Below are 21,873 nucleotides of genomic sequence, written 5' to 3' on the forward strand. Positions count from 1 at the left end.
GGGCGACGTTCGATGGTCGCGCATGCAGGGGTTCCGGACGAGCTGAACCGCTACGCCTCCCCGGCATCGAGTTGGCCTCGGCCCGTGCCGATCTCGGGCACGTACTTGTAGATCGTGGACCGAGAGACGCCCAGCATGCGGGCGATCGAGGATACCGATTCGTCCGGGCGGGTGAGCAGCGCGCGGGCCTGGCGGATCTGCTCGGCGTTCATGGCCGGCGGCCGGCCCAGCCGTTGCCTGCGGGCGCGGGCGGCGGCCAGGCCCTCGTTGGTGACGTCCACGATCAGCTCGCGGATGAACTCGGCCAGCGCGGCGAAGACGTGGAAGACCAGGCGCCCGCCCGGGGTGGTGGTGTCGAGCGTTTCGTGCAGGGACCGGAATCCGATGCCGCGCTTGCGGAGCCCGGCGACGATCGCGATCAGATCCTGCAGGGAGCGGCCGAGCCGATCCAGGGCGGGCACCACCAGGGTGTCGCCGGGCCGCAGGTAGTCGAGGCACTTGTGTAGTTCCTCGCGTTCGACGTTCTTGCCGGACTTCTTGTCGGAGAAGATCTTCTGGCATGCGGCCTCGCGCAGGGCGAGCAGCTGGCGGTCGAGCAGCTGGCCGGTGGTCGAGACCCGCGCGTAGCCGACGAGCGCGCCGCCTCCACCGATCGGGTCGAGGGCATCACCGTCGAGAACGAGCGCCGGCGCCGCGGCGAAGGTGTCGGTCATGGCCGTGACCGTACGAGAAAGGTCCGACAGGACTTGTTGGACACCAAGGGTTTTCGACACTTTTTCCGACACACGCTCGATCGACTCGACCAGGGTCTTCGCCTTCGGCGGGTGAGGTGTCGTAAATCGATGGCAGGCGGACAGGATGAGGGAGCCGGTAACGACCTCATCGTCAGTCGGCCACGATCAGGCACCGACCGGTTGAGAAGGCCGACCTGTGGGGCGCCGCTGACGGTGTGGCTGGGCATGCTCCAGGTTTCCTGTTTCGGTCGAAGCGGCCACTGGGGGTGTGAACCGGGCACATACTTGATTGGCCGGGTCTGTACAACCAAAGTTGGCGTGGCTCAACGTTATCCGGCCGACGTCCGCGCCGCTGACTTCATGTTCGAGGCGCACTCGAGGGAGGCGCACTCATCCGCCAACCCTCTTTCCGAATCGCTCGACAGCACCCGGTCGAGACGTAATCGTCTCGACCGCCCGCAACCAGGGGCGGGCGGCGGCGTCATCGGGCACCGCCGCATGGTCGAAGAGTAGATACACCGCCTCGCGCACGGCTTCGATGCTTACCCCTGACAGGAAGGACGCGTTGGCGAACCAAGGAGCGTCAGCCCATGCGATATGCGGGCTGACGCCGCTGAGTGCACCGAGGGTAAGCGCGGCATCGTCCATCCGACCGTCCAAGAAGTGGGCGAAGGCCAGGATCGGCGCGACCGTCGAGTCGTCGGCGGACAACTCACCGAACGCGGGCAGCAACTCGACCGCAGCTGCGTAGACCTCGGCGTCGGACGGCGCGGATGCGATCGCACGAGACAGGTGGCGGGCGCCCTGTTCACGATCACCACCGCAGTGAGCCAACACGTTTGCCAGGATGACATCGAGGGACATCCAACGATGGTATGGGATATGGATCCGCCGTCCAGACCCGAAATATGTTGGAGCCACGGGCATTTGACACATGTAGCGACCTATACATCGGTGCTCCGGCAATCCGAACCGGTCGCCGGGCCATCTTCGGTGCAGGGTCTGTTCGCCAGTGTGGTTGACCGCTGCCGTCAATGACGCGGCTTTGCTAGTCGTCGGCCGATGACAAGCCGGGCTGTCTGGATGGCGTCGTCATATTGGTCGAGTCGGCACAGGTAGTTGGCCTCCTGAATAATCGCGTGAAGTTCGTAGGCCAGTTGAGGTGCGGCGATGTCAGAGGACAGTTCACCCAGCCGTTGGGTCAGCGCGATTTCCGCGATCAAGGCGTCGCGGATGCGACCAATGGCGGCGATCAGCGCCTCACGCACGGGGGTGAGTCCTTGGTTCTGGGCGACCGCGGCGGCAAAGAAACAACCACCTTGAAAGTAGCCGAGGTAGTCGAGCCAGCGGTCGAGGATGTCAGTGAGCCGCTGCAGTCCCGGTTCTTCAATGGCGGCGTCGCGGAACACGCCGTTCATGAAGATGTTCTCCGCAGCCGCGATGGTGGCGATCTGGAGCTCTTGTTTGGTGGTGAACATGCTGGAGACGCCGCTTCTGGCATAGCCGGTCTCCGAGGCCAGGCTCCCGAAGGTCAGGCCCTCGAGTCCCACCATCGATGCCAGATCGGCCGCTCGATTCACCACCGCTTGTCGCCCGCGCTCCGATGACATCATGCACCCAGCGTACATCTGTACGGCAATGAGCGTACAAATGTACGCTGCAAGGGCGGATCTGCATCGCCGAACGGATGGGACATCATGCGCATACTCGCAACCACGGCACCGGTACTCACGGTGGAATCCGTGAGCCTGCCTGCGGCCATCGATTTCTACACCGATCTTCTCGGTGTACCGGTGCGGGCGCGACTGAGGAACCCGGCGGGCACTCTCGACCTTGTCCTCATAGGCTCCATGCTGCTGATCGGCGGTGGGACCGATGCGTTGGCCACACGACGCGACCTGGAGGCCACCTACATCGTCGACGATCTGACCGTTTGGCGCGGCGAACTACGCGCCCGCGGCTGCACGGTGATCGAGGAACCCACGCGAGGCCCGATGAGCGGCGGAAAACCAGTGGGGACCTTTATGTTCGTTCGTCATCCCGACGGCCGACTCTTCGAATATGTCCAGATGGACACCGAAGCCGTGCCTGCCGGGCATTGACCTATGTCACTGCGTTCGGTCGGCACGGTCATCGAGCTCGTCGAGAACCTTTTTGGCCCGCCCGCCAAGGTGATTCCACGGTCGAGCCATCCCTCGTCGAGGTCCGGCCCAGGGCCGGGTGCGGGCGGGGCGAGCAGGTAGCCGGTGGCGATCTCGGCGATCGCCGCTGGAGGCAGCGGGTCGAGTTCGCCGATGAAGCCGTCCGCCAGGCCGCGCTCGTCGAACCCGCACAGCAGCGACTGCCCAGCGTATTCAGCCAGAAACGGCACCGGAATCCCGAAGCTGGCCCGAGCCGCAAAGTAGTTTCGCCTACTTGACGGAGGTCGGCTTCCTCGGGTGTCACCGGGGCGGCGGATCCGGGCAGGGGAGGGCCGGATCGGCTGGTTGTCGTCGGTGGTTTGCTCGTCCTCTGCGAATGTGCGGGAGAGCGAAGCGACCGAGGGGTGCTTGCCCGTGTTCTTCCCGGTCTTGATGGTGAGCTTCTTCGCGATCTCGGGAATCGGGATGCCTCGCTCTTTCAGGGCGAGGGCGAGGGCGAGGGCGAGCGAGTCGTCGTCGATACTTCACCCCGGCCCGGCCCGGTCCGGGGCGCAGCGGGCGCGAGCATCGGCACGGTGTGGTTACGGGAGTACGAGGCAGACAGGGCCGAGTTGGATGCCGGTGCCTACGGTCACCGATGCGGTGACCGGCATTGCGCCTTGGTGGTTTTCGATCACCCAGATGCGGTGCGCGCCCGTTGTTGTCGGAGTCCAGGTGACGGTCGCCTTGCCGTCCACATCGGTGGCCAGGTAGTGCGGGTTGAGCGTCTGGGTAGTGCGATCGTTCGCGGTTTCGTCCACGAAGATCAGCGCGTCGTCCGGTGGGGCGCTTGCGGTGACCTTGTACGAGCAACCGGTGCCGTAGGAACCCGAGCTACCGAAGCTGAGTCCGGGTGCGACGTCCACGCTGCTGATGTCGGCCTGTGCGGCGGGTGCCGCGAGGCCGATGGCGGCGATCAGCGCACCGGATGTCAGTGCCGCCGCGGCGAACTTCTTCGAGTCGATCATGGCGAATCTCCTCATGTGCCAACAGAATTCCCCATCAAGGGGGCCGAAAACGACCGTCCCACAGGCGGAGTGCGACTACCCGCCCCAAGTTTCGGGGGCGTCGCCTTACTTCGGCAGGCTGAGCCGGGCAGTGATGCCGTCCAGGAGGCAGGCCGGCGTCCCTTCGATCGGATCGGCGGAACCGGTCGAGGTGCGGTTGTCGCGTCGGTGCCGGAACGCCGGATAGCGGTCATCGCCCAGGAGGTTGGCCATGATCGGGGTCGCGGCCTCGGCCCGTTGTTCGTCGGTGCGCAGGCCGGTGCGGTCGCGCATCCGCGGTTCCTCGGCGAGTTGCGGTGCGGCGCCGATCAAATGGCCGTCGACGGCGGAGGTGACCGAGGTCATATCGTCGGCGGACAGATCGATTCGGCTCAGTAGCGCGGACTCGACCACGCGCCCTTCTGACACGCCCGAGCCCGGACACGCCGGGTGACGTCAAAATTCACCGGTACACCGGGCCCGGACCGAGCCCGAGTGAGGCCGGAGTTTATTGATAACTGAGGACCGAATCGCCAGGTCAGCGCCTGCGGGGCTTCCTCGGCTACCGGGACGATGAGATCTGATCCTGGGCGGGGTGAGAAGTCCGAAGGAGGTAGCGCGATGTCGAAGTCCAGCGGCAAAGGCGGTAGTCACGCCAGCGGCGGCAGGATGACCGCCAGCAGGGCCTCGCGATCCAGAGCGCCGGTGCTCGCAATCCGAGCAACGCAACGGCGACATCGGGGTTCGCCAGCCGGGCCCAGTCCGCAGCCGCGACCAACGCCAGCGGATCCGGCAAGAAATAGCAACAACCACAACCATTTTCGCGATGCCCTGGGATCTACACGCGGGGCATCGCTGCGTTAGCGCCGGTTCCTGGCCGGGTGCGCCACTACCCCCTGCTAGCGCGGGTAGGTCGTCGACGATGGCGGAGGGCTGGTAGTTTCTGGTCTTGTCGAGGGTGCCGCTGACATGGAGCATGTCGCCCATCCGCATGTCGTCGTCTTTCAGAGGCGGAAGGTTGTTGGCGGCCAGCGGGTCTCGGACGCTGATTCTGTTCCGCGTCCAGGGCCATGGGCGCACGTTCCATCGCCTGTCTGAACTCACGGGATCGCAACTTGCTGGGTTTTCAGCGGGACTTGCTGACGGCCGCCGCCTATGGGGTGGAGCGGTTCTTGTTCGTTCATGGCGACAAGCCCAGCGCGGGAGGCCGGACCAGCGAGCTGACCGTCCGCGCCATGATCGAACAGACGCGGGCAGCGGCGGAGGACCCGGCATTCCGCGGCTGCGATCCTTTCCGGGCCGGGGTCACCTCCGGGCTGCGTCCGCTCCCGGGGTGGAAGAGTGCGGCCGACTTCGTGTTCGTGCAGGTCAGCTATTCGTTGGAGGGTCTGCTGCGCTGGCGTGACAGTGTTTCGCTGAGCGTGCCGGTGTATGCGGGGGTGATGGTGCTGGCCAGCGCCGGCATGGCCCGTAACCTCGCGGCGAAGATCCCCGACATTGACATCCCCGAGCAGTTGGTCGCCGACGTTGAACGCGACCGCGACGCCGGTGTCGCAGCAGCATGCGAACAGATCCTGGCCATCCGTGACAGCGGCGCGTTCGATGGCGTGCATCTGGTGCCGGTCAGCCGGTATCGGCAGGTCGCCGCGCTGCTGGAACGCGAGCTGTGAACGCAGACTGAGTTCTGGAACGAAGACCGAGCAGGGCCGGGGACCGGACGCTGAGTACCGTTCTCCCGCACGGGTCCCCGGGTTTGCTCAGGTCGCGGCGGCCTGTTCTGCCCTGGCCCGGGTCTGAGCGAGGCGGTAGGAGTCGGTGGCGGTCTCGATGATCGTGCCGTTGAAGGTCAACCGGCGACGATCGCCGTGCAGAGCCGGGGATCCGTGAAGGTCTTGGTCCAGCCGCCGAAAGCTTCGTAGGAGGCGATGGCCACGCTGTTCTTCTCCTCGCGCTCGGTCAGAACCTGGAACAGCAGTTCTGCACCGTGCTTGTCGAGCTCCATGTAGCCGAGTTCGTCGATGCATAAAAGGTCGACACGGCCATAGCGTCAGCTGCTTCTCGTCGGCGGCCTCGACCAGTTCGTTGACGAGCTTCGTCGCCAGGGGGTACCCCAAAACGACAGTCCCACATGCATTCAGAAGGGTCGCGCTGGCCGGTTCGGTCAGCGCGGTACGCGGCTACAGGGCGTCGGGCGCCTGGTTGGTGAGCTCGGCTTCGCTTCGGTCCATTCGATACACTCGAGCCCTGGCGCGCCGCCGCGCATCTGCGGGAGATGCTGATGGCCTGCGGTGTTCTGCCCGCCGTCGACAAACAGATCTGCGGGTTCGAACGCTGGCTGATCGGCCACCTTGCCACCATCGCCGACCCGGACCATGCCCAGATCGTCCGCCGCTTCGCGACCTGGCATCGTCTGCCTCAGCTGCGCGCCAAGGCCGGGCGCAAGCCGATCAACCCGACGAACCGCCGCCATGCTCACGACCAGGTCATGCACGCAACCCGGTTTATGGAATGGCTTGCAGATCAAGGGCTTTCGCTTTCCGCCTGCCGTCAGTCCGACATCGTATCCTGGCACGTCGAGAACAGCGCGGGCCGCCGTCAGCTCCTCCGCACCTTTCTGCTGTGGTGCATCGACAGCAAGCTCACGCAGCGTTTCCACCTGCCCACCAAAGAGCGTTACCGGGCATCACCCATGCCGCCTGAAGAGCGCATCGACTTGATAGGGCGCGTGCTCGCCGACGAGGGCCAGCCATTGCGTTCCCGCGCGGCGGCCGTGATCGTTCTGCTCTACGCCCAGCCCCTCAGTCGCGTCACTCGACTCACCGTCGATCACGTCATCCGCGACGGCGACCACATGTTCCTGCGGCTCGGCGAACCTCCGTCTCCGGTCTCGGAACCCGTCGCCCACATCCTGCTCGTCTGGATCGACAACCGCACCAACATGAACACCGCGACCAACCGCGGCGCGCGCTGGCTGTTCCCCGGCCGCCGCGCCGGGCAACCCATGCACCCAGACTCGCTGGGCGGTTTGGTCAAGGCGCTGGGTGTCTCGAACGTCCCGGCAACGTCCGCCATGCGCCAGCACGTCCAGCAGATGCCCGCCCCGGTCGTCGCCGACGCCCTCGGCTATCACCCTGTCACTACCACCAAGCTTGCCACCGAAGCAGCAACCACTTGGAGCCGCTACGTCACCGCCTCCAGATTCCGGTCACCCACCGGTTGGAAACCACCAACAACCCGCGACAGTTGAAAACGAGATCTCACTAGATCGGAACCCCGAATTCCGACGCCAAATCACCGTGAACAGTGTGCGGCCCGGCCCGGCCCGCACCGAGACGGTCGCGGCCACACTTCCCGACGACAAGATCTCCGCGATCGCCGCCGACATCCCACTCGGCAGGTTCGCCGAGCCCGCCGGCCGCCGACGTGGTCGCCTTCCTCGCGTCGGGTGCCGGTCGCTGGATCACCGGCCAGGCCCTCCACGCCAGCGGCGGAATGTTCTGACCCCGTTAGGGAGCCCGCTCCTCAGCTCATCGCTGCCCCCGATGTCCCGCTCCGCGCGCGGCCCGAAGGCCAGCAATAGCGGGTCACAGTCGGGTTCCGTTAATAGACCTGCTGGGTCTCGATGGCGGCGGGCTCGCGGATGCGTCGGGGATGAAGCCACAACAAGGCCGCGACAGCCACGACAGGCATCACGGCGGTCGTCGGGACCTGCATCAGACGGACGTCGCCCGTAGCCAGGTGGGCCATGGTGGCGATCCAGTCGATTGCCTGAACAAGAATCATGGCGTTGATCCAGGCGACGTGTTTGCGCGGATCTCGGGCCGCAAGGAACATACCGTAGGCGAAGCCGAGGAACCGGCCGCCCATCATGACCATGAGCCAATCGGCCCACCCCGGCTCGGCGGGAGTGAACTGAAAGATGGTGTGCACCAGGGTAGGAGCGGCCACGAACAAGACACCCAGAACAAGTTGGGACACGGCGATGACCATCAGAATCACGCGAAGAGACCTCATACCCGGACGGTAGGTCGCGAGCGGGATCGGTTGTCAATCTGAATCTAGTTCCCGCCCTATACTATTGGCCATGAACAGCGCAGCTGTCTATTGCGGCGACGAGCTCTGTCCGGTGGAGGCCACCCTCGACGTGTTGGAGGGGAAGTGGACGATTCTGATCGTCCGGGACCTGTTATCGGGAACCAAGCGCTTCGCCGAATTGCGCCGCTCCTTGAGCGGGATCAGCCCGAAAACGCTGACAGATCGACTCCGGTCTCTCGAGGCTGCTGGGTTCGTGGCACGTGAGGCATTCGCCGAAGTGCCACCCCGGGTCCAATACGAACTCACCGACGCTGGGCGGACCCTCGAACCTGTCATCGCCGCAATGGCCGCGTGGGGTCGCGAATTCGGCATCCTCGCCGGCGTCGTAGATCACTAGCACCGCCTAACTAGTGTGCTGAACCAGTAATTCGTTGAATAACTGAGTTGTAGGCTCTTCTGGTGGCGCGGACGGGTCGGCCGGTGGCCGAGGTGGTGTTGACCGACGAGGAGCGGCAGACGTTGCAGCGGTGGGCGCGGCGAGCGAAGTCGTCGCAGGCTCTGGCGCAGCGGTGCCGCATCGTATTGGGTTGTGCGGCAGGCAAATCCAACAAGGAAGTCGCGGCCGAGCTGGGGATCTGGCCGCAGACGGTGGGCAAGTGGCGCAACCGGTTCATCGCCCGCCGGCTCGAGGGGTTGGTCGACGAACCGCGGCCGGGCGCGCCGCGCACGGTCACCGATGAGCAGGTCGAGACGGTGCTGGTAGCCACGCTGGAACGGCAGCCCGCCGACGCCACCCACTGGTCGCGGACGTCGATGGCCGCCGAGAGTGGATTGTCGAAGTCGACGGTGGGCCGGATCTGGAAGGCGTTCAGGCTGGCGCCGCATCGAGTCGACGAGTTCAAGATCTCCAACGATCCGCAGTTCGTGGACAAGGTCCGCGACGTTGTCGGGCTCTATCTGGATCCGCCGGAGAAGGCGCTGGTGCTGTGTGTGGACGAGAAGTCCCAGATCCAGGCCCTGGACCGGTCGGCGCCGGTGCTGCCGATGATGCCCGGCATGCCCGAACGCCGCACCCACGACTACATCCGCCACGGCATCACCACCCTGTTCGCCGCGCTCGACATCGCCAACGGCGAGGTCATCGGCGAGATCCACCGACGTCACCGCGCGGTCGAGTTCAAGAAGTTCCTCATCACCCTCGACAAGCGGGTGCCACCCGAGCTGGACGTGCACCTGATCTGCGACAACTACTCCCCCCACAAGGCGCCCGTAGTCGCGAAATGGCTTGCGGCACATCCCCGTTTCCACATGCACTTCACCCCCCACCTACTCGTCGTGGTTGAACCAGGTGGAACGTTGGTTCGGCCTGCTGACCGACAAGAAACTCCGCCGCAGCGCCCACCGGTCGATCCAGGCCCTCGAACGCGACATCCGCGACTGGATCACCCGATGGAACACCGACCCGAAACCGTTCACCTGGACCAAGACCGCCGACGACATTCTCGAACGACTCGCCTCATATCTTCAACGGATTCCTGGCGCGAGACACTAGGTGGGTTTCCGCGGCGTCGGCTTTGAGAGCCGCCTCAAATTCGCCCGAGGGGCGCACACTTCGCTGGCGAAGTCCCGGGTCTAGCCACCGATGCACCCTGAAACCCTGGGCGGTCTGCTGAAAGTGCTTGGAATCCACAATGTTCCGGGCCGAACCTCCGCCATGCGCCAGCACGTCCAGCAGATGCCCGCCCCGGTCGTCGCCGACGCGCTCAGCTATCACCACGTCACCATGACGAAACTCGCCGCCGAAGCAGCAGCGACCTGGAGCCGCTACGTCACCGCCCCCAGATTCCGGTCACCCACCGGTTGGAAACCATCAACAACCCGCGACAGTTGAATACGCGATCTCACCAGTCCGGAACCCCATCTTCAACGGATTCCTGGCGCGAGACACTAGCCGATCGATGTGACATGGTGGACCGATGGCCACCTGGAGAGAGTTCGAGCATGCCACGCCCGAACTGGCCGCCGCCGTGCGGGCCAGGTTCGAGGCGACCAAACACCACGTGCTGGCGACCATCCGCCGCGACGGCGCACCCCGGGTCAGCGGCACCGAGGTCGAGTTCACCGACAAGGACCTGAAATTCGGATCGATGGCCGACGCCGTGAAGGTCCGCGACCTGCAACGCGACGGCCGCTGCGCCCTGCACGCCAACCCCGGCGACGGTTCCATGGACGGCGGCGACGGCAAAGTTTCGGGCGTCGCGGTCGAAATCCCGGTGAGGGAAGGCAATTCGTTCCGGCTCGATATCCGAGAAGCCGTGCACACCACGGTCGACGGCGACGAACTGGTCATTCGGTGGTGGACACCGAACAACGGATTGCGCGAGATCCGCCGGAAATAGCCGGCCGGGCTCGCGTCGAATCACCCTCGGTGCGGGCCCGGCGCCCAGTCAGGCCGGGTGAGAACGGTCTTCGTGCCACTGCTCGACAGCAGTTCGCACAGCCAACTCATCTTCTTTGGCGTGCGCACCCGAGGCCCCCGCCGCGCCCAGAATCAGCCCGTTCTCGGTCACGAGAACGCCGCCGGCGTACGGCACGAAATCACCGCCATAAAGATGCTGGATGCTGCCGGTGATCGCCCCCGGCAATTCGACAACCCCCGACGCCCGCAGCGTCAGCAACGCCGTGCGAGCCTTCGCCACCGCAATCCGGCTCGTCATCGGCATCCCGCCGTCCGCGCGGCGCAACACGATCACCGACCCGGTGACATCGACAACCGCCACTGCAAGTGGCGGAAACTCACTTTCGGCCCCAACTCGCAGCGCAGCCGCCACCAACCAATCAGCCTCGGCCAAAGCCAAACCCGGCAACCTGGGAGTCTCAGTCATCCACACACCCTATCCCCGCCCCATCGGGCAGCCTTCCGCCCGGTGGGGCGAATTCGCCTCGTAGTCAGCATCTTCGGCGAACTTCGACGCTCCGTCCGAGCAACGGTGGAGTGAGGCCCGGTCGGCCCGTGTATGCCGTGGGCCAACCGGTGAGTCCTTCAGAGAACTGCCCGATCAGGCTGGATGCCTCAACGGACGACGTCGAAGATGTTCTTCTGGATTCCGTTGGAGTAGGTGGCGGATTCGACCAGCTTCAGCTTCTGGGCGTCCTTGTCGGACTCGGAGAACAGGCGCTTGCCCGCGCCGAGCAGGAGCGGGAAGACCAGCAGGTGGTAGCGGTCGATCAGGCCCGCGTCGGAGAGGCCACGGTTGAGGGAGGCGCTGCCGTGGATGATGATCGGGCCGCCGTCGGTGTCCTTCAGGGCGGCCACCTCGTCGATGGAGCGCAGGATGGTGGTCTCGCCCCAGTTCGTCACCAGGTCGGCATCGGTGAGGGTGGTGGAGACGACGAATTTCGGCATGCCCTTGTACCCGGCGAAATCCGCCATGTCGGGCCACACCGGGCTGAACGCCTCATAGCTGACGCGGCCCATCAGCATCGCGGTGGCTTCCTCCTGCTCCCGTCCCTTGATCTCGTAGGCCTCGGGAACGAATTCGACGTCCTTGAAGGTCCAGCCGGAGTTCCGGTAGCCGGGTTCGCCACCCGGGCCCTCCACGACGCCGTCGAGGGAAATGAAGGCGGTGCTGATGAGAGTGCGCATTGTTCTGCTCCTTGATATGTGGTGTGTCGGTTCGTGATTCGAATGGTTCGGCCGGGGCTGGTTCAGCCCAGCAGATTGGTGAGCCACTGCTGCCACCTGGCCTCGGCCCCGGCGGCGGGACCGAAGAGGTGATGGAACATCAGCGCGAGTCCGGCGGGGGCGTGGTGGAAGGTGTAGAGCCCGTCGGCGGTGCGGATCTCGAAACGCTCGTCGTCGGCCCACACCACCTCACCGTCCAGTGCCGGCAGGCCCGCCGGTTCGGCCTGCACCCGCACGCCGACCGCCACGGGGTCCGGTAGCGCCAGCGCCCGGATGAGCGCGGACCGCACCGCCTGCCCGGAAGAGCCCGTGGCGACGGCGAATACGGGAACCGCGATCCGGCCCGGGAAGTAGGTCAGGTATTCGCGCAGCGTGTTCAGGTGGAACGGCCAGCCGCGGCGCAGGGCGTCGTATTCGTCCTGCCAGTCGTCGCCCAGCATGCCGCTGTGGACCACCCGCAGGACGGTGCTGCCGCCCTCGCGCCCCTCGAGCAGATACTCGAAAGCCATGAACCGGCCGTCCTCGTCGGTCCCGGTGCGGGTGGCGAAGTGCTTGCCCGACTCGTACGCGGTGATCACCGACTCTTCTCGCCGGCCACCGGTATCCATGGCGGCGATGCCGCCCGTCCGCGCCTCGACCTCATTGCGCCCCATGAACCAGGAGTCGATCCCCGGCCCGGTCGCGATCGCCTCCCAGACCTGGTCCGGGCTCGCGGGCAGGGTCGCCTCCAGCTCGATCTCGAACGGATGCCCCATGGTCAGTTCTCCTGTCCTGCTTCGGATTCGGCGTCTTTCCGCTCCGTGGGTATCTGGTGCATGCCGACGACCACCCGGTGGTCGCGCCCGCCCGGTGCGGATTCGTCGTGGTAGCGGCTGACCAGTGTCGTCACCGCCTGTGCCAGCTCCCCGGCGAACGCCGCCCTGTCGGCCGCGGAGGCGAACCGCACCTGCGCGTCGATCCCGAAGGTTGCGACGCGCCGCTGCGCCCGGGCCGCGCCGGTCAGCAGCGCCCCCACCTCCTGCACCAGCCGCGAGCCCAGCGCCAGCAGCCACCGCGCCGACAACTGGTCGGGCGAACGCGCCGGATCCGGACTGACCGCACCCAGCGCGCTGGGGGAGATCACATAAGAGGCTGCCGTGGCCTGGAATACACGCTCGGTGACATTGCCCTTGCGCCGCTCCTCGACCAGCTCGACCAGCCCGTGTCGTTCCAGCTCCTTGAGGTGGTAGTTCACCTTCTGCCGGGGCAGCCCGAGCCGAACGGCGAGCATGGCGGCCGAGCCCGGCTCGGCGAGAGCGGCGAGGATCCGGGACCGGGTCGGGTCCAGGGAAGCCTCGGCCGCGGCGGCTTCTTCGATCACAGCGACGTCCAGCACGAACCCAGAATCTCACCGACAAAAATATTTGTCAAGGCAGTCGAAGTTGTCGGTTGTGGCGTGTCGCGGGTGCCGTCCGCGGTCGACCGGATTTTCGGCATTGACACCGGCCGGGTCGCGACGCACGCTGCGCCGGTGACGATTTTCTTGGTGGTCGTGCTCGGATTCTTCGCAGTGCTGTTCGGCTACGTCATGGTCACCGCGGTGGCGCATCGTGACCGCCGGCCGCGCAGCCGGCGCCGCGGCTCATTCGACGACTTCGGAATCTCCTCCGGCACTTCCCATTCCGGCATCCCGCCAGCGCACGGTGGCCATCCCGACAGCGGTGGTCACCACAGCGGCGGCTCGATCGACTGACGCGCGATGACCGTTCCTGCTGACTTCGGTCCGGACACCTACGTCGTACGCACGGGACTGTGGCGGTGGCGCCGCGCGTCGCACGGCCGAGTGGTCTTCGCCGTCCACGGCGCGGGTGTCTACTTCGCTGCCGACGCGTTCGGCCCTGCCCAGACCGTGCCCTGGTCGCGAATCTGCGCGATCGAACTGTTCACCGAAACCACCTCGACACCGCGAAATCAGTTCAGCCACCGCTGCATCGGCGTGCGCGCTCGCGGCACCACCCAACCCTCCCGAGGCGGTCCGGCCGCCCGTCCGGTACCCGAGTCGTCGGCCCGGCTCCTGCGCGACGCCGGTCGCGCCGACCTGATCCCTGGCGCCGACGGCACCATCCGCTGGGCGTACCGCCGAATGACGGGCTGGCGCGTCTCGCGTCCGAGCCTGACCGCGGCCGTCACCCGCCACGCTCCGCACATCCCGGTCATCGACGGTCCCTCCTGGCCGCCTACCCTGACCTGGTCCGAGGCGCTCACGGCCCGCAAGCGACGCCCTCGGTGACGTCGGCGTCGCGGTGAGTCGCGGCACCCGACACGCGCCGCGATGTCACACATCGGGCTCGAATGGTGTCTTCATGTCCGACACCACCAACGGTGAAGGAGGGCGGACATGGAACGGGTCGTCAAGGTCGTCGTGGTCGGCGGCGGATATGCGGGGATAATCGCGGCCAACCGGTTGCGGACTCGGGAGGACGTGGAGATCACGGTGATCAACCCGCGGCCACAGTTCGTGGAGCGAATTCGATTGCACCAGTTGGCCGCCGGCTCCGGCTCCGCCGCGGTCGAGTACGACGCCCTGCTCGGCGCGGGGATCCGGCTGATCGTCGATGAAGCGACGGTGATCGATGGGGTGCGGCGCAGCGTGGCGCTGAAGAGCGGAGGCAATGTGGCCTACGACTACCTCATCTACGCCGTCGGCAGCCGCGGGGCGGCCCCGGCCGTCCCGGGCGCAGCCGAATACGCCTACGACATAGCGGAATTCGAGCAGGCCGAGCGACTGCGCGATGCACTGGCCGGTGCGGACGCCGCCGCGCCGGTGACCGTGGTCGGCGGCGGGCCCACCGGCATCGAAACCGCCGCCGAGGTCGCCGAGCAGGGCCGCCCGGTCACCCTGGTGTGCGGGGGCCTGCTCGGCCCGTACCTGACGACGGCCGCCCGCCGCTCGGTCGCCGGGCAGCTGGCCGCACTCGGCGTGACCATCGTCGACGGTCCGGACGCCAAGGTCACCACCGTTCACCCGCACAGCGTCGTGCTGGCCGACGGTCGCGAACTGCCCAGCCGGATCACGGTGTGGACGGCCGGTTTCGGTGTTCCGGACCTGGCCGCCCGCAGCGGCCTGAGCACCGACGCCGTCGGCCGCCTGCTCACCGACGAAACCCTCACCAGCATCGACGATCCCCGCATCCTGGCCGCCGGTGACGCCGCCGCCCCCTCCGGCCACCCCCTGCGCATGAGCTGCCAGGCCGCCATCCCGCTCGGCGCCCATGCCGCCGGAACCGTCCTGAACCGCCTCGCCGAAACCAACCCTGCCACAATCGATATCGCGTTCGTCGGCCAGTGCATCAGCCTGGGCCGCAAACGTGCGACCATGCAGCTGGCCCACTTCGACGACACCGCCCGCCGGGCTTACCTCGCCGGCCGCGTTGCCGCCACCGTCAAGGAGGCGATCTGCAAATCCACGGTGTGGAGCCTCGCCCGCGAAGCCCGCAAACCCGGCTCCTACGCCGCCATCAAGGGTGGCAAGCGCCAGCAGCGCATCACAGCCACCACGGCGATGGCCGATCAGTAGAGGTAGACCACCGGTCGAAATCGCCGCTACAGGCCCAGTTTCGTGACGGCGTTGTCCTCCAGTGGGTTGGCGGTGCGGATGTAGCCGTGGACGGTGCGGGGGTTGGACCAGCGGCCCTGGCGCATGATCTCGCGGTCGCTGGCGCCGCCGAGGGCGGCCTGGGTGGCGAAGCCGGCGCGCAGGGAGTGACCGGAGAACAGGGTGGGGTCGAGGCCGGCGCGGGCGGCGTAGCGCTTGACGAGTTCGGCGACCGCGCGGCCGGACATGGCGGTGCCGGCGATGCCACCGTGTCGTGAAATGGTCGGGAACAGCGGCAGATTCGGATCGGTGAGGGTGGTGCCGGTGAAGCCGTGGCAGCGGTGGATACGGGGGTCGGGCGGCGGGGTGGCGTCGAGCCAGGCGCGCACGTCGGTGGCGGCGTGCGCCTCGCGCAGGCGGGTCCAGTCGGCGAAGGCACAGACGGGGCAGGTGCGCGGGCGCTGACCGCGGGGCAGAGCGACGCGTTGCTCGTTGACGCCGGTGGCATCGGTCTTGGTGGCGGGCAACTGGATCAGCAGCAGCGGCTCGCCGGTTGTGTGGTCGGTCGTGACGGCGACATCGGTGACCCGCAACGCGGCGATCTCACTGCGGCGCAGCGCCCCCGCGAATCCGACCAGCAACAGCAGCGTGTCGCGGCGGCGCGCCGGTTCGGTGGGCCACTGCGCGGCCGGCAACTCGTTCAGCAGCTGATCGAGGGTGTGCAGCAGCACCGGCCGCTTCCGCTTGGGCCGGCTGCGCCGGGTGCGGCGGATACCGCGCAGGGTCAGCCGCACCACGTCGGCGCGGGTGGGGGAGGGCAATCCGTTGGCGGCGTGCACGGCGGCCAGCGCCGCAGCCTTGCGCTCCAAAGTGGCGGCGCCGAACGCCCATTCGCCGTTCTCCCGTCGCGCGTCCGCCGCGGCGGCCAGATAAACCGCCACATCCAGGGCGTCCGCTGGCAGTGCCTGCCGCGCTTCCGCCGCGCACCAGGCCGCCCACGCGATCCAGTCGGTCCGATACGCGCGCAAGGTATTCGCCGACTGTGACGCCTCGAGATACCGCCGTAGCGATCCGGCCTGCACCTCGTCGAAGCGATCGCGCACCAGCCGCAGCGCTGCTGCGTCGACCAGCACACTGCGCACCCCGCGCCGCAATTCGCCGCGCACCTCGTCGGGCACCGCGATCACCGCGGTCTGTCCCACCGGCTCGGTGACCTCAGTCGGATCTGGCATGTCCCCGACCCTAGATTGAATGCGTGCTCCCGTTGCAGCAGACCCCGATTCACGTGTCCGACGACATCCTCGACGACCTCCGGCAGCGCCTGGCCCGGACCCGCTGGTTCGACGACTACGGCAATGCCGACGGGCACTATGGCGTACCCACCGCCTATCTGCGTGAGCTGGTCGACCACTGGCGTACCGACTTCGATTGGCGCGCACAGGAAAAGGCGATGAACACCTACGAGCAGTACCGTGTCGAGGTGGACGGCGTCCCCGTCCACTTCCTGCGCAAACCCGGCGTCGGCGACAACCCGATCCCGCTGATCCTCACCCACGGCTGGCCCTGGACATTCTGGCACTGGTCCAAGGTGATCGACCCGCTGGCCGATCCGGCGGCGCACGGCGGTGATCCCGCCGACGCGTTCGAGGTCATCGTCCCCTCGCTGCCCGGCTTCGGTTTCTCCAGCCCGATCCCGTCGCGCCCGGATCTGAACTTCTGGAAGATCGCCGACCTCTGGCACACCCTCATGACCGACGTGCTGGGCCATCGCACCTACGCCGCCGCCGGATGCGACGTCGGCGCCCTGGTGACCGGCCAGCTCGGCCACAAATACGCCGACGCCCTCTACGGCATCCATATCGGCTCCGGTCAGCGCCTGGACATGTTCAACGGCGAACGCGCGTGGGACATCACCGGCGGCCGCCCGATTCCCGAGGGCCTGCCCGGCGAGGTGCACGCACGAATCATCGAGCTGGAGAAGCGATTCGCGGTCCACCTGACCGCCCAGATGCTCGCCCCCGCCACCCTGGCGCACGGCCTCTCGGATTCACCGGCGGGCATGCTGGCCTGGATCCTGGAGCGCTGGATGCACTGGAGCGACCACCGCGGCGGCGACTTCGAATCCGTGTTCAGCAAGGACGAGGTGCTGACCCACGCGACCATCTACTGGGCCACCAACTGCATCGGCAGCTCGATGCGCCTCTACGCCAACCACAATCGTTACCCCTGGACCCCGTCCCACGACCGCTGGCCGGTGATCGAGGCCCCCACCGGCCTCACCTTCGTCGCCCACGAGAACCCGCCCGGCGTCACCACCGCCCGACGCGCCCAGCAGTTCCGCGACAGCGACCGCGGCGAGTGGTACCACCACGTGAATGTGACCGCCCACGATCACGGCGGACACTTCATCCCCTGGGAGGTCCCGGCCGAGTGGACCGACGACCTCCGCCGCACCTTCCGCGGCCGCCGCTAGCCTGCCGCCACCGCTGCGATGGGGCTTGCGGGGAGGTCGCTCGCAAGCCCCGCGGAATGCCGGCGGAAGTCGTGTCAGGGGTCTTGCCACGATTGGGCGAAACGCGACATCTTCACGCTGCGGCCGCGCGGGTCAGCACGACGACGGGAATCTCCCGCTCCACTTTCGCTTGGAAATCGGCCATGAAGGGCGTCATCTCGAGCTGCCGGTCCCACAGCCGCGCCCGCTCGTCCCCGCTCGCGACCACGGCGGTGACCGGCCAGGTCTCGGTGCCCACCTCGACCGTACCCGCCGGGTTTGCCACCAGGTTGTGATACCAGCCCGGCCGGTGCGGCCGGCCGCCATTGGCGGCGAAGACGACCAGGCGGTCGCCGTCGCGCTGATACGCGAGCGGCCAGGTACGGTCCTGCCCGGTGCGGGCCCCGGTGGTGGTCAGCAGCAGGAGATCGCGCTCGGCGAACTGCCCGCCGACCTGTCCGCCTCCGGCCCGGAATTGCTCGATCACTTCTTCGTGCAGTCGCTGACGCGCAACGTCGGTCATGGTCCGCATCAACTGCGTTGCCGCCGTGCGTATTCCGCTCCCGGCAGTGAATCCGCCTCAGTGCTGCAACCGCCATTCCGCATCCGGTTTCGGAAGCGGCCAGGTCCACCCGTTCTTCGAGCGAAGTTCCAATAGCTGCTGTCGGCGACCACACGACTGCTCGGTGTCACCGTCGCCCTCGACGCAGTTGCGGTGGATCCACATCATGGCTTCCACCGTGCCCGAGAGGCGCATGGCGTCATGCTCGGGCCTACGATGATGCTCGAGCACTGACGGCGTGTCCGACATGGCCCAATCATCCCTCAGCCCGGCCGTGCTGTCGTGCAGTCCGCGCGTCTTCGCCTCTTATGGGAGGAGTTGGTCATGTGCCGCCTGTTCGGACTCTCGGCCGCGCCGCAGCGGGCGCGCGCCACCTTCTGGTTGCTGGAGGCGCCCGACAGCCTGTCCCGGCAAAGTCACCGCGAACCCGACGGCGTCGGCCTGGGCACCTTCACCGCCGCGGGCGCGCCGCTGGTGGAGAAGCAGCCGATCGCTGCCTACGAGGATCGGCTCTTCGCGCAGGAGGCCCGCGAATGCGAATCCGAAACCTTCGTCGCGCATGTCCGCTTCGCCTCCACGGGCGGGCTGAACATGCGCAATACCCATCCGTTCGAGCAGCACGGACGCCTGTTCGCGCACAATGGGGTGCTGGAGGGGCTCGACGAGCTGGAGCACGAACTCGGCGACTATCGCCGACTCGTCCACGGCGACACCGACTCCGAGCGCTTCTTCGCCCTGATCACGGCCCGGATCGACCATCATGCGGGCGATGTCACCGCCGGCATCACCGACGCGGTCGGCTGGATCGCCGACCGGCTGCCGCTCTACGCGCTCAATCTGATTCTCACCACCGCGACCGAACTGTGGGCCATGCGCTATCCCGACACCCACGACCTGTATGTCCTCGAGCGTGCCGCCGGTGGCGCACAGGGCGATCAGCGGCTCGACCACGCGGGTCATAGGGGCATTCGCACCAGCAGTGGCGTGCTCGCCGACTATCCCGCTGTCGTCATCGCCACCGAACGCATGGACAACGACCCCGGGTGGCGGCTCCTCGCCTCCGGTGAACTGCTCCACGTCAGCGGGCATCTGGACGTGCGGTCCAGCATTATTCGGGATTCCCCGCCCCGCCACCTGCTTTCGCTCGCCGACCTGGACGAGACCGCCGCCGCCTCCCAGACCGCACACTGACGATCACCGCTGCGGCATGGTGCGGTCGGTCACTCCGGTCGCGAGGCCCGGGCCAGATCGACAGTGGCCGTACGCAAGTCGGCGATGCTGTCGATGGGCGTGAGATAGCCGATGCGGGTGACCGCGATGCCGCGCGGGGTGGTGACCCGCAGGTCGAGGCCGAAGCGGTCGGCGCGTTCACAGACCGCGGCGGACGCGTCCGGATAGCCGCCCCGGACGTGGGCCATGTCCAGCAACGCGTCCGCGTGATCGTCATTGAGGTGGGCGATGGCGCGGGCCGCGCCGGGGATGATCGGATCGGCCTGGGCGGCCGCGTATTCGTCGGCGGTCGCGGAATCCATGCGGCCGTACCCGCCGACCCAGCGGGCCCGCTGCACACGCAGCACCCACACCGTGAAATCGCTGAAGTCGATGTAGGTCTTGGCGGCCGGGACCGCGGCCAGATGGGCCGCGCGGGCCGCCACCGCCTCCTCGCCCTGTGGGCGTTCCGCGACCCCGGCGAGCGTCAATCGGGTTCCCGCCAGCGGATCCTCCGGCAACTCCGGGGTCACGATGGACAGGCTGGCTCGCGGATCGGCGGCCAGATTGCGGCCGTGCTCGGCCATCCGGGACACGCACAGGACCGGTTGTCCCGCAAGCAATCCGTAAGTGACGAAACTGGCCCAGGGGCCGCCATCGGCCGACAGGGTGGCCAGGGTGGCCGTATTCGTTGCCGCGGCAACGGTTCTGGCCTCATCCGCCGCGGACGGCCGGGTGGTGTTCGCGATGGGGGTCAGCGGCGGGGGAGTCGAGGGCGCGTCGCCCGGGTCGCCGTGGTCGAGAGCCATGCGTCACAGGCTACCCGCGCGGCCGAACAGGACCGATCAGTCGGGAAGGATTGGCACCGAGAGCCCTTCGCCCTTCCGCAGCAGGGCCGCGCGCGTGACGGTGCCCGCGCCGAAGCGATCCCGCAGTGCGTCCAGGGTCGAATCGAGGGTGGATTCCGCTCGCGGCTCGAACGCCAGCGACAGCTGCATGGTGTCGGCATCGTCCAGGTTGGTGAGGGACAGGCCGATGAGGGTGAGGCCGCCGCGCTCCCGGATCAGCGGCATGGTCGCGGCCAGCAGGGTGCATGCGACCCGCAGGACGGCCTCGCCGCTGTCGGTCGCCTCGGCCAGCGTGTGCGAGCGGGTGGCGCGGGTGAAATCGTCGAAACGCATGCGCAGCACCACCGTTCGGCACACCCGCCGGGCTTTGCGCAGCCGGTGTCCGAGCCGGTCGGCCAGGCCGTGCAGGTAGGCCGCGAGCTCCTCGTCGCTGCGATGGCGGCGGCCCAGCGCCCGCTGTGCGCCGATGGAGCGCCGGCGCCGCCCGGTGTCCACGCGGCGCGGGTCCCGCGCCCACGACAGGGCGTGCAGATGCCTGCCCGTGGCCGGGCCGAGCACCGCCGCGAGCGGCCCCTCACCCAGGTCCGCGAGCTGGCCGACCTTGGTGATGCCGCGTTCACGCAGCTCCCGCGCGGTCACCTCACCCACGCCCCACAGGCGTTCCACCGGCAGTGGATGCAGGAATTCCAGCTCCCTGTCGGGTGGAACCTCCAGCAGCCCATCGGGTTTGGAGACCGCGCTGGCCACCTTGGCCAGGAATTTCGTGCGCGCCACCCCGACCGAGATGGGCAGCCCGACCTCCGCGCGCACCCGCGTCCGCAGCCCGCGCGCGATATCGACCGGGGTGCCGGCGATCCGCCACAGTCCGGCCACATCGAGAAACGCCTCGTCGATGGAGATGCCCTCCACCTCGGGCGTGGTATCGCGGAAGATCTCGAAGACCGCCTTGCTGGCCTCCGAATACGCCGACATCCGCGGCGGCACCACGATCGCATCGGGGCACAGGCTCAGTGCCCGACGCACATTCATGGGCGTCCGCACCCCGAACGCCTTCGCCTCGTAACTGGCGGCCAGCACGACCCCGCCGCCGACGAGCACCGGCCGCCCGCGCAGCCGCGGACTGTCGCGCTGCTCCACCGACGCGTAGAAGGAGTCCAGGTCGGCATGCAGAATCGCCGCCCGCTCGGGGCGCTCGCTGATCCTCGTTGTCGAACCGGACACGAACATATGTTCGCATACCCGTCGGTCTGTTGTCCTGCGGTCCCGTCCACCCGACCGATTCTGACCACACGGGTGAGGCGTAGCTTCCAAGGCGCGGCAACACTTCGGGCAATACGGATCGAAGAATGGAGTCGACATGTGCAGCCGGCCAAAACCTGCGACCCCGGGCACCGTCCGCGCGAATCGTGAAGCGGCCGCACGCTACGACCTGGCGAACGTGCAGGACTACTCGGATGTGCCGACGCGGCCTGATGGGGTTCCGGTAGTAATCGCCGAAGATCCAACGAAGCTGACCAGGGGCCGCTGCGCTCCTCCGTGGGGGAGGAAAATGGTGGGCCGGTTGCGTCG

25 protein-coding genes and 2 pseudogenes are annotated in these 21,873 nt (G+C 67.4%); 12 read left to right on the forward strand and 15 right to left on the reverse strand.

Features of this window, described 5'->3' with window-relative positions; genetic code table 11:
• Positions 1 to 50: 50 nt before the first annotated feature.
• From ACIRRA_RS35210 to ACIRRA_RS35220, 3 genes are all read right to left on the reverse strand, one after another.
• The gene (locus ACIRRA_RS35210) at positions 51 to 713 is read right to left on the reverse strand and encodes a recombinase family protein (RefSeq protein WP_402777185.1); all 663 of its coding nucleotides are present in this window, start codon (positions 711 to 713) and stop codon (positions 51 to 53) included.
• Between the two features lie 411 nt (positions 714 to 1,124).
• The gene (locus tag ACIRRA_RS35215; protein ID WP_402777187.1) at positions 1,125 to 1,598 is read right to left on the reverse strand and encodes a hypothetical protein; all 474 of its coding nucleotides are present in this window, start codon (positions 1,596 to 1,598) and stop codon (positions 1,125 to 1,127) included.
• A gap of 167 nt (positions 1,599 to 1,765) precedes the next feature.
• A complete protein-coding gene (locus ACIRRA_RS35220; RefSeq protein ID WP_402777189.1) occupies positions 1,766 to 2,347 on the reverse strand; it encodes a TetR family transcriptional regulator C-terminal domain-containing protein in 582 nt (193 codons plus the stop codon).
• A gap of 129 nt (positions 2,348 to 2,476) precedes the next feature.
• On the opposite strand from ACIRRA_RS35220, the gene ACIRRA_RS35225 reads away from it, so the two are divergent.
• On the forward strand, positions 2,477 to 2,836 hold the full coding sequence (locus ACIRRA_RS35225) for a VOC family protein (protein ID WP_402777191.1): 360 nt from the start codon (positions 2,477 to 2,479) through the stop codon (positions 2,834 to 2,836).
• Between the two features lie 620 nt (positions 2,837 to 3,456).
• On the opposite strand, the gene ACIRRA_RS35230 is transcribed toward ACIRRA_RS35225, so the two are convergent.
• Together ACIRRA_RS35230 and ACIRRA_RS35235 are read right to left on the reverse strand one after the other, a co-directional pair.
• Positions 3,457 to 3,882 carry a hypothetical protein gene (locus ACIRRA_RS35230; RefSeq protein ID WP_402777193.1) on the reverse strand — a complete coding sequence of 142 codons (426 nt, stop codon included), beginning with the start codon at positions 3,880 to 3,882 and terminating at the stop codon, positions 3,457 to 3,459.
• Positions 3,883 to 3,987: 105 nt separating this feature from the next.
• Entirely contained in the window at positions 3,988 to 4,314 is a 327-nt protein-coding gene (locus ACIRRA_RS35235) for a hypothetical protein (protein ID WP_402777195.1), read from the reverse strand.
• Positions 4,315 to 4,970: 656 nt separating this feature from the next.
• Between ACIRRA_RS35235 and ACIRRA_RS35240 the strand changes: the two genes are divergently transcribed.
• On the forward strand, positions 4,971 to 5,570 hold the full coding sequence (locus ACIRRA_RS35240; RefSeq protein WP_402777197.1) for a methylenetetrahydrofolate reductase: 600 nt from the start codon (positions 4,971 to 4,973) through the stop codon (positions 5,568 to 5,570).
• An 87-nt stretch (positions 5,571 to 5,657) separates the two neighbouring features.
• Here the strand turns inward: ACIRRA_RS35240 and ACIRRA_RS35245 are convergent.
• Positions 5,658 to 6,008: pseudogene (locus tag ACIRRA_RS35245) on the reverse strand (ATP-binding protein); the annotation flags it as partial.
• Between the two features lie 170 nt (positions 6,009 to 6,178).
• On the opposite strand from ACIRRA_RS35245, the gene ACIRRA_RS35250 reads away from it, so the two are divergent.
• Positions 6,179 to 7,147, forward strand: a complete 969-nt coding sequence (locus ACIRRA_RS35250; protein ID WP_402777199.1) for a hypothetical protein — start codon at positions 6,179 to 6,181, stop codon at positions 7,145 to 7,147.
• Between the two features lie 353 nt (positions 7,148 to 7,500).
• Here ACIRRA_RS35250 and ACIRRA_RS35255 read toward each other — a convergent pair whose 3' ends face one another.
• The gene (locus ACIRRA_RS35255; RefSeq protein WP_402777201.1) at positions 7,501 to 7,899 is read right to left on the reverse strand and encodes a hypothetical protein; all 399 of its coding nucleotides are present in this window, start codon (positions 7,897 to 7,899) and stop codon (positions 7,501 to 7,503) included.
• Between the two features lie 85 nt (positions 7,900 to 7,984).
• Here ACIRRA_RS35255 and ACIRRA_RS35260 point away from each other — a divergent pair, with 85 nt between their 5' ends.
• From ACIRRA_RS35260 to ACIRRA_RS35275, 4 genes and pseudogenes are all read left to right on the forward strand, one after another.
• Complete coding sequence (locus tag ACIRRA_RS35260) at positions 7,985 to 8,332, forward strand: winged helix-turn-helix transcriptional regulator (protein ID WP_402777203.1); 348 nt, start codon at positions 7,985 to 7,987, stop codon at positions 8,330 to 8,332.
• A gap of 62 nt (positions 8,333 to 8,394) precedes the next feature.
• Positions 8,395 to 9,487: pseudogene (locus ACIRRA_RS35265) on the forward strand (IS630 family transposase).
• A gap of 90 nt (positions 9,488 to 9,577) precedes the next feature.
• The gene (locus tag ACIRRA_RS35270) at positions 9,578 to 9,826 is read left to right on the forward strand and encodes a hypothetical protein (RefSeq protein WP_402777205.1); all 249 of its coding nucleotides are present in this window, start codon (positions 9,578 to 9,580) and stop codon (positions 9,824 to 9,826) included.
• Positions 9,827 to 9,911: 85 nt separating this feature from the next.
• A complete protein-coding gene (locus tag ACIRRA_RS35275) occupies positions 9,912 to 10,334 on the forward strand; it encodes a pyridoxamine 5'-phosphate oxidase family protein (RefSeq protein ID WP_402777207.1) in 423 nt (140 codons plus the stop codon).
• Positions 10,335 to 10,382: 48 nt separating this feature from the next.
• On the opposite strand, the gene ACIRRA_RS35280 is transcribed toward ACIRRA_RS35275, so the two are convergent.
• The 4 genes from ACIRRA_RS35280 to ACIRRA_RS35295 form a co-directional block, all read right to left on the reverse strand.
• Positions 10,383 to 10,820, reverse strand: coding sequence for a heme-binding protein (locus ACIRRA_RS35280; RefSeq protein WP_402777209.1), 438 nt, complete (start codon positions 10,818 to 10,820; stop codon positions 10,383 to 10,385).
• A 188-nt stretch (positions 10,821 to 11,008) separates the two neighbouring features.
• Positions 11,009 to 11,581 (reverse strand): dihydrofolate reductase family protein, encoded by a 573-nt coding sequence (locus tag ACIRRA_RS35285; protein ID WP_402777211.1) that lies wholly within the window; start codon positions 11,579 to 11,581, stop codon positions 11,009 to 11,011.
• Between the two features lie 62 nt (positions 11,582 to 11,643).
• Positions 11,644 to 12,375, reverse strand: a complete 732-nt coding sequence (locus ACIRRA_RS35290) for an SRPBCC domain-containing protein (protein WP_402777213.1) — start codon at positions 12,373 to 12,375, stop codon at positions 11,644 to 11,646.
• A gap of 2 nt (positions 12,376 to 12,377) precedes the next feature.
• Positions 12,378 to 12,995, reverse strand: coding sequence for an ArsR/SmtB family transcription factor (locus ACIRRA_RS35295; protein WP_402777215.1), 618 nt, complete (start codon positions 12,993 to 12,995; stop codon positions 12,378 to 12,380).
• A gap of 69 nt (positions 12,996 to 13,064) precedes the next feature.
• On the opposite strand from ACIRRA_RS35295, the gene ACIRRA_RS35300 reads away from it, so the two are divergent.
• The 3 genes from ACIRRA_RS35300 to ACIRRA_RS35310 all read left to right on the forward strand — a co-directional run bounded on the left by ACIRRA_RS35300 (position 13,065) and on the right by ACIRRA_RS35310 (position 15,176).
• Complete coding sequence (locus ACIRRA_RS35300) at positions 13,065 to 13,352, forward strand: hypothetical protein (RefSeq protein ID WP_402777217.1); 288 nt, start codon at positions 13,065 to 13,067, stop codon at positions 13,350 to 13,352.
• A gap of 6 nt (positions 13,353 to 13,358) precedes the next feature.
• Positions 13,359 to 13,889: a hypothetical protein gene (locus tag ACIRRA_RS35305; protein ID WP_402777219.1), complete on the forward strand. Its 531-nt coding sequence runs from the start codon at positions 13,359 to 13,361 to the stop codon at positions 13,887 to 13,889.
• 108 nt (positions 13,890 to 13,997) lie between these two features.
• On the forward strand, positions 13,998 to 15,176 hold the full coding sequence (locus ACIRRA_RS35310; RefSeq protein ID WP_402777221.1) for an NAD(P)/FAD-dependent oxidoreductase: 1,179 nt from the start codon (positions 13,998 to 14,000) through the stop codon (positions 15,174 to 15,176).
• A 26-nt stretch (positions 15,177 to 15,202) separates the two neighbouring features.
• Here ACIRRA_RS35310 and ACIRRA_RS35315 read toward each other — a convergent pair whose 3' ends face one another.
• Positions 15,203 to 16,426: a site-specific integrase gene (locus tag ACIRRA_RS35315; protein ID WP_402777223.1), complete on the reverse strand. Its 1,224-nt coding sequence runs from the start codon at positions 16,424 to 16,426 to the stop codon at positions 15,203 to 15,205.
• A 23-nt stretch (positions 16,427 to 16,449) separates the two neighbouring features.
• Here ACIRRA_RS35315 and ACIRRA_RS35320 point away from each other — a divergent pair, with 23 nt between their 5' ends.
• Positions 16,450 to 17,667: an epoxide hydrolase family protein gene (locus ACIRRA_RS35320; RefSeq protein WP_402777225.1), complete on the forward strand. Its 1,218-nt coding sequence runs from the start codon at positions 16,450 to 16,452 to the stop codon at positions 17,665 to 17,667.
• 112 nt (positions 17,668 to 17,779) lie between these two features.
• Here the strand turns inward: ACIRRA_RS35320 and ACIRRA_RS35325 are convergent, their stop codons facing one another.
• The gene (locus ACIRRA_RS35325; RefSeq protein WP_402777227.1) at positions 17,780 to 18,208 is read right to left on the reverse strand and encodes a nitroreductase family deazaflavin-dependent oxidoreductase; all 429 of its coding nucleotides are present in this window, start codon (positions 18,206 to 18,208) and stop codon (positions 17,780 to 17,782) included.
• A 363-nt stretch (positions 18,209 to 18,571) separates the two neighbouring features.
• Here ACIRRA_RS35325 and ACIRRA_RS35330 point away from each other — a divergent pair, with 363 nt between their 5' ends.
• Positions 18,572 to 19,438: a class II glutamine amidotransferase gene (locus ACIRRA_RS35330; RefSeq protein WP_402777229.1), complete on the forward strand. Its 867-nt coding sequence runs from the start codon at positions 18,572 to 18,574 to the stop codon at positions 19,436 to 19,438.
• Between the two features lie 29 nt (positions 19,439 to 19,467).
• Here ACIRRA_RS35330 and ACIRRA_RS35335 read toward each other — a convergent pair whose 3' ends face one another.
• Both ACIRRA_RS35335 and dinB read right to left on the reverse strand, forming a co-directional pair.
• On the reverse strand, positions 19,468 to 20,265 hold the full coding sequence (locus tag ACIRRA_RS35335) for a HugZ family protein (protein WP_402777231.1): 798 nt from the start codon (positions 20,263 to 20,265) through the stop codon (positions 19,468 to 19,470).
• A 36-nt stretch (positions 20,266 to 20,301) separates the two neighbouring features.
• The gene (dinB, locus tag ACIRRA_RS35340; RefSeq protein WP_402777232.1) at positions 20,302 to 21,531 is read right to left on the reverse strand and encodes a DNA polymerase IV; all 1,230 of its coding nucleotides are present in this window, start codon (positions 21,529 to 21,531) and stop codon (positions 20,302 to 20,304) included.
• Positions 21,532 to 21,873: the final 342 nt, after the last annotated feature.

The organism is Nocardia sp. NPDC101769, assembly GCF_044766925.1.
GTDB lineage: Bacteria > Actinomycetota > Actinomycetes > Mycobacteriales > Mycobacteriaceae > Nocardia.

Excerpts from the sequence above, each read along its gene's own strand:
- ACIRRA_RS35310 (WP_402777221.1), top strand. The coding sequence starts at position 13,998 with ATGGAACGGGTCGTCAAGGTCGTCGTGGTCGGCGGCGGATATGCGGGG.
- ACIRRA_RS35280 (WP_402777209.1), bottom strand. The coding sequence starts at position 10,820 with ATGACTGAGACTCCCAGGTTGCCGGGTTTGGCTTTGGCCGAGGCTGAT.
- ACIRRA_RS35335 (WP_402777231.1), bottom strand. The coding sequence starts at position 20,265 with ATGGCTCTCGACCACGGCGACCCGGGCGACGCGCCCTCGACTCCCCCG.
- ACIRRA_RS35315 (WP_402777223.1), bottom strand. The coding sequence starts at position 16,426 with ATGCCAGATCCGACTGAGGTCACCGAGCCGGTGGGACAGACCGCGGTG.
- ACIRRA_RS35275 (WP_402777207.1), top strand. The coding sequence starts at position 9,912 with ATGGCCACCTGGAGAGAGTTCGAGCATGCCACGCCCGAACTGGCCGCC.
- ACIRRA_RS35210 (WP_402777185.1), bottom strand. The coding sequence starts at position 713 with ATGACCGACACCTTCGCCGCGGCGCCGGCGCTCGTTCTCGACGGTGAT.
- ACIRRA_RS35290 (WP_402777213.1), bottom strand. The coding sequence starts at position 12,375 with ATGGGGCATCCGTTCGAGATCGAGCTGGAGGCGACCCTGCCCGCGAGC.
- ACIRRA_RS35285 (WP_402777211.1), bottom strand. The coding sequence starts at position 11,581 with ATGCGCACTCTCATCAGCACCGCCTTCATTTCCCTCGACGGCGTCGTG.
- ACIRRA_RS35305 (WP_402777219.1), top strand. The coding sequence starts at position 13,359 with ATGACCGTTCCTGCTGACTTCGGTCCGGACACCTACGTCGTACGCACG.
- ACIRRA_RS35230 (WP_402777193.1), bottom strand. The coding sequence starts at position 3,882 with ATGATCGACTCGAAGAAGTTCGCCGCGGCGGCACTGACATCCGGTGCG.
- ACIRRA_RS35215 (WP_402777187.1), bottom strand. The coding sequence starts at position 1,598 with ATGTCCCTCGATGTCATCCTGGCAAACGTGTTGGCTCACTGCGGTGGT.
- ACIRRA_RS35330 (WP_402777229.1), top strand. The coding sequence starts at position 18,572 with ATGTGCCGCCTGTTCGGACTCTCGGCCGCGCCGCAGCGGGCGCGCGCC.
- ACIRRA_RS35240 (WP_402777197.1), top strand. The coding sequence starts at position 4,971 with ATGGGCGCACGTTCCATCGCCTGTCTGAACTCACGGGATCGCAACTTG.
- ACIRRA_RS35325 (WP_402777227.1), bottom strand. The coding sequence starts at position 18,208 with ATGACCGACGTTGCGCGTCAGCGACTGCACGAAGAAGTGATCGAGCAA.
- ACIRRA_RS35270 (WP_402777205.1), top strand. The coding sequence starts at position 9,578 with ATGCACCCTGAAACCCTGGGCGGTCTGCTGAAAGTGCTTGGAATCCAC.
- ACIRRA_RS35250 (WP_402777199.1), top strand. The coding sequence starts at position 6,179 with ATGGCCTGCGGTGTTCTGCCCGCCGTCGACAAACAGATCTGCGGGTTC.
- ACIRRA_RS35260 (WP_402777203.1), top strand. The coding sequence starts at position 7,985 with ATGAACAGCGCAGCTGTCTATTGCGGCGACGAGCTCTGTCCGGTGGAG.
- dinB (WP_402777232.1), bottom strand. The coding sequence starts at position 21,531 with ATGTTCGTGTCCGGTTCGACAACGAGGATCAGCGAGCGCCCCGAGCGG.
- ACIRRA_RS35220 (WP_402777189.1), bottom strand. The coding sequence starts at position 2,347 with ATGATGTCATCGGAGCGCGGGCGACAAGCGGTGGTGAATCGAGCGGCC.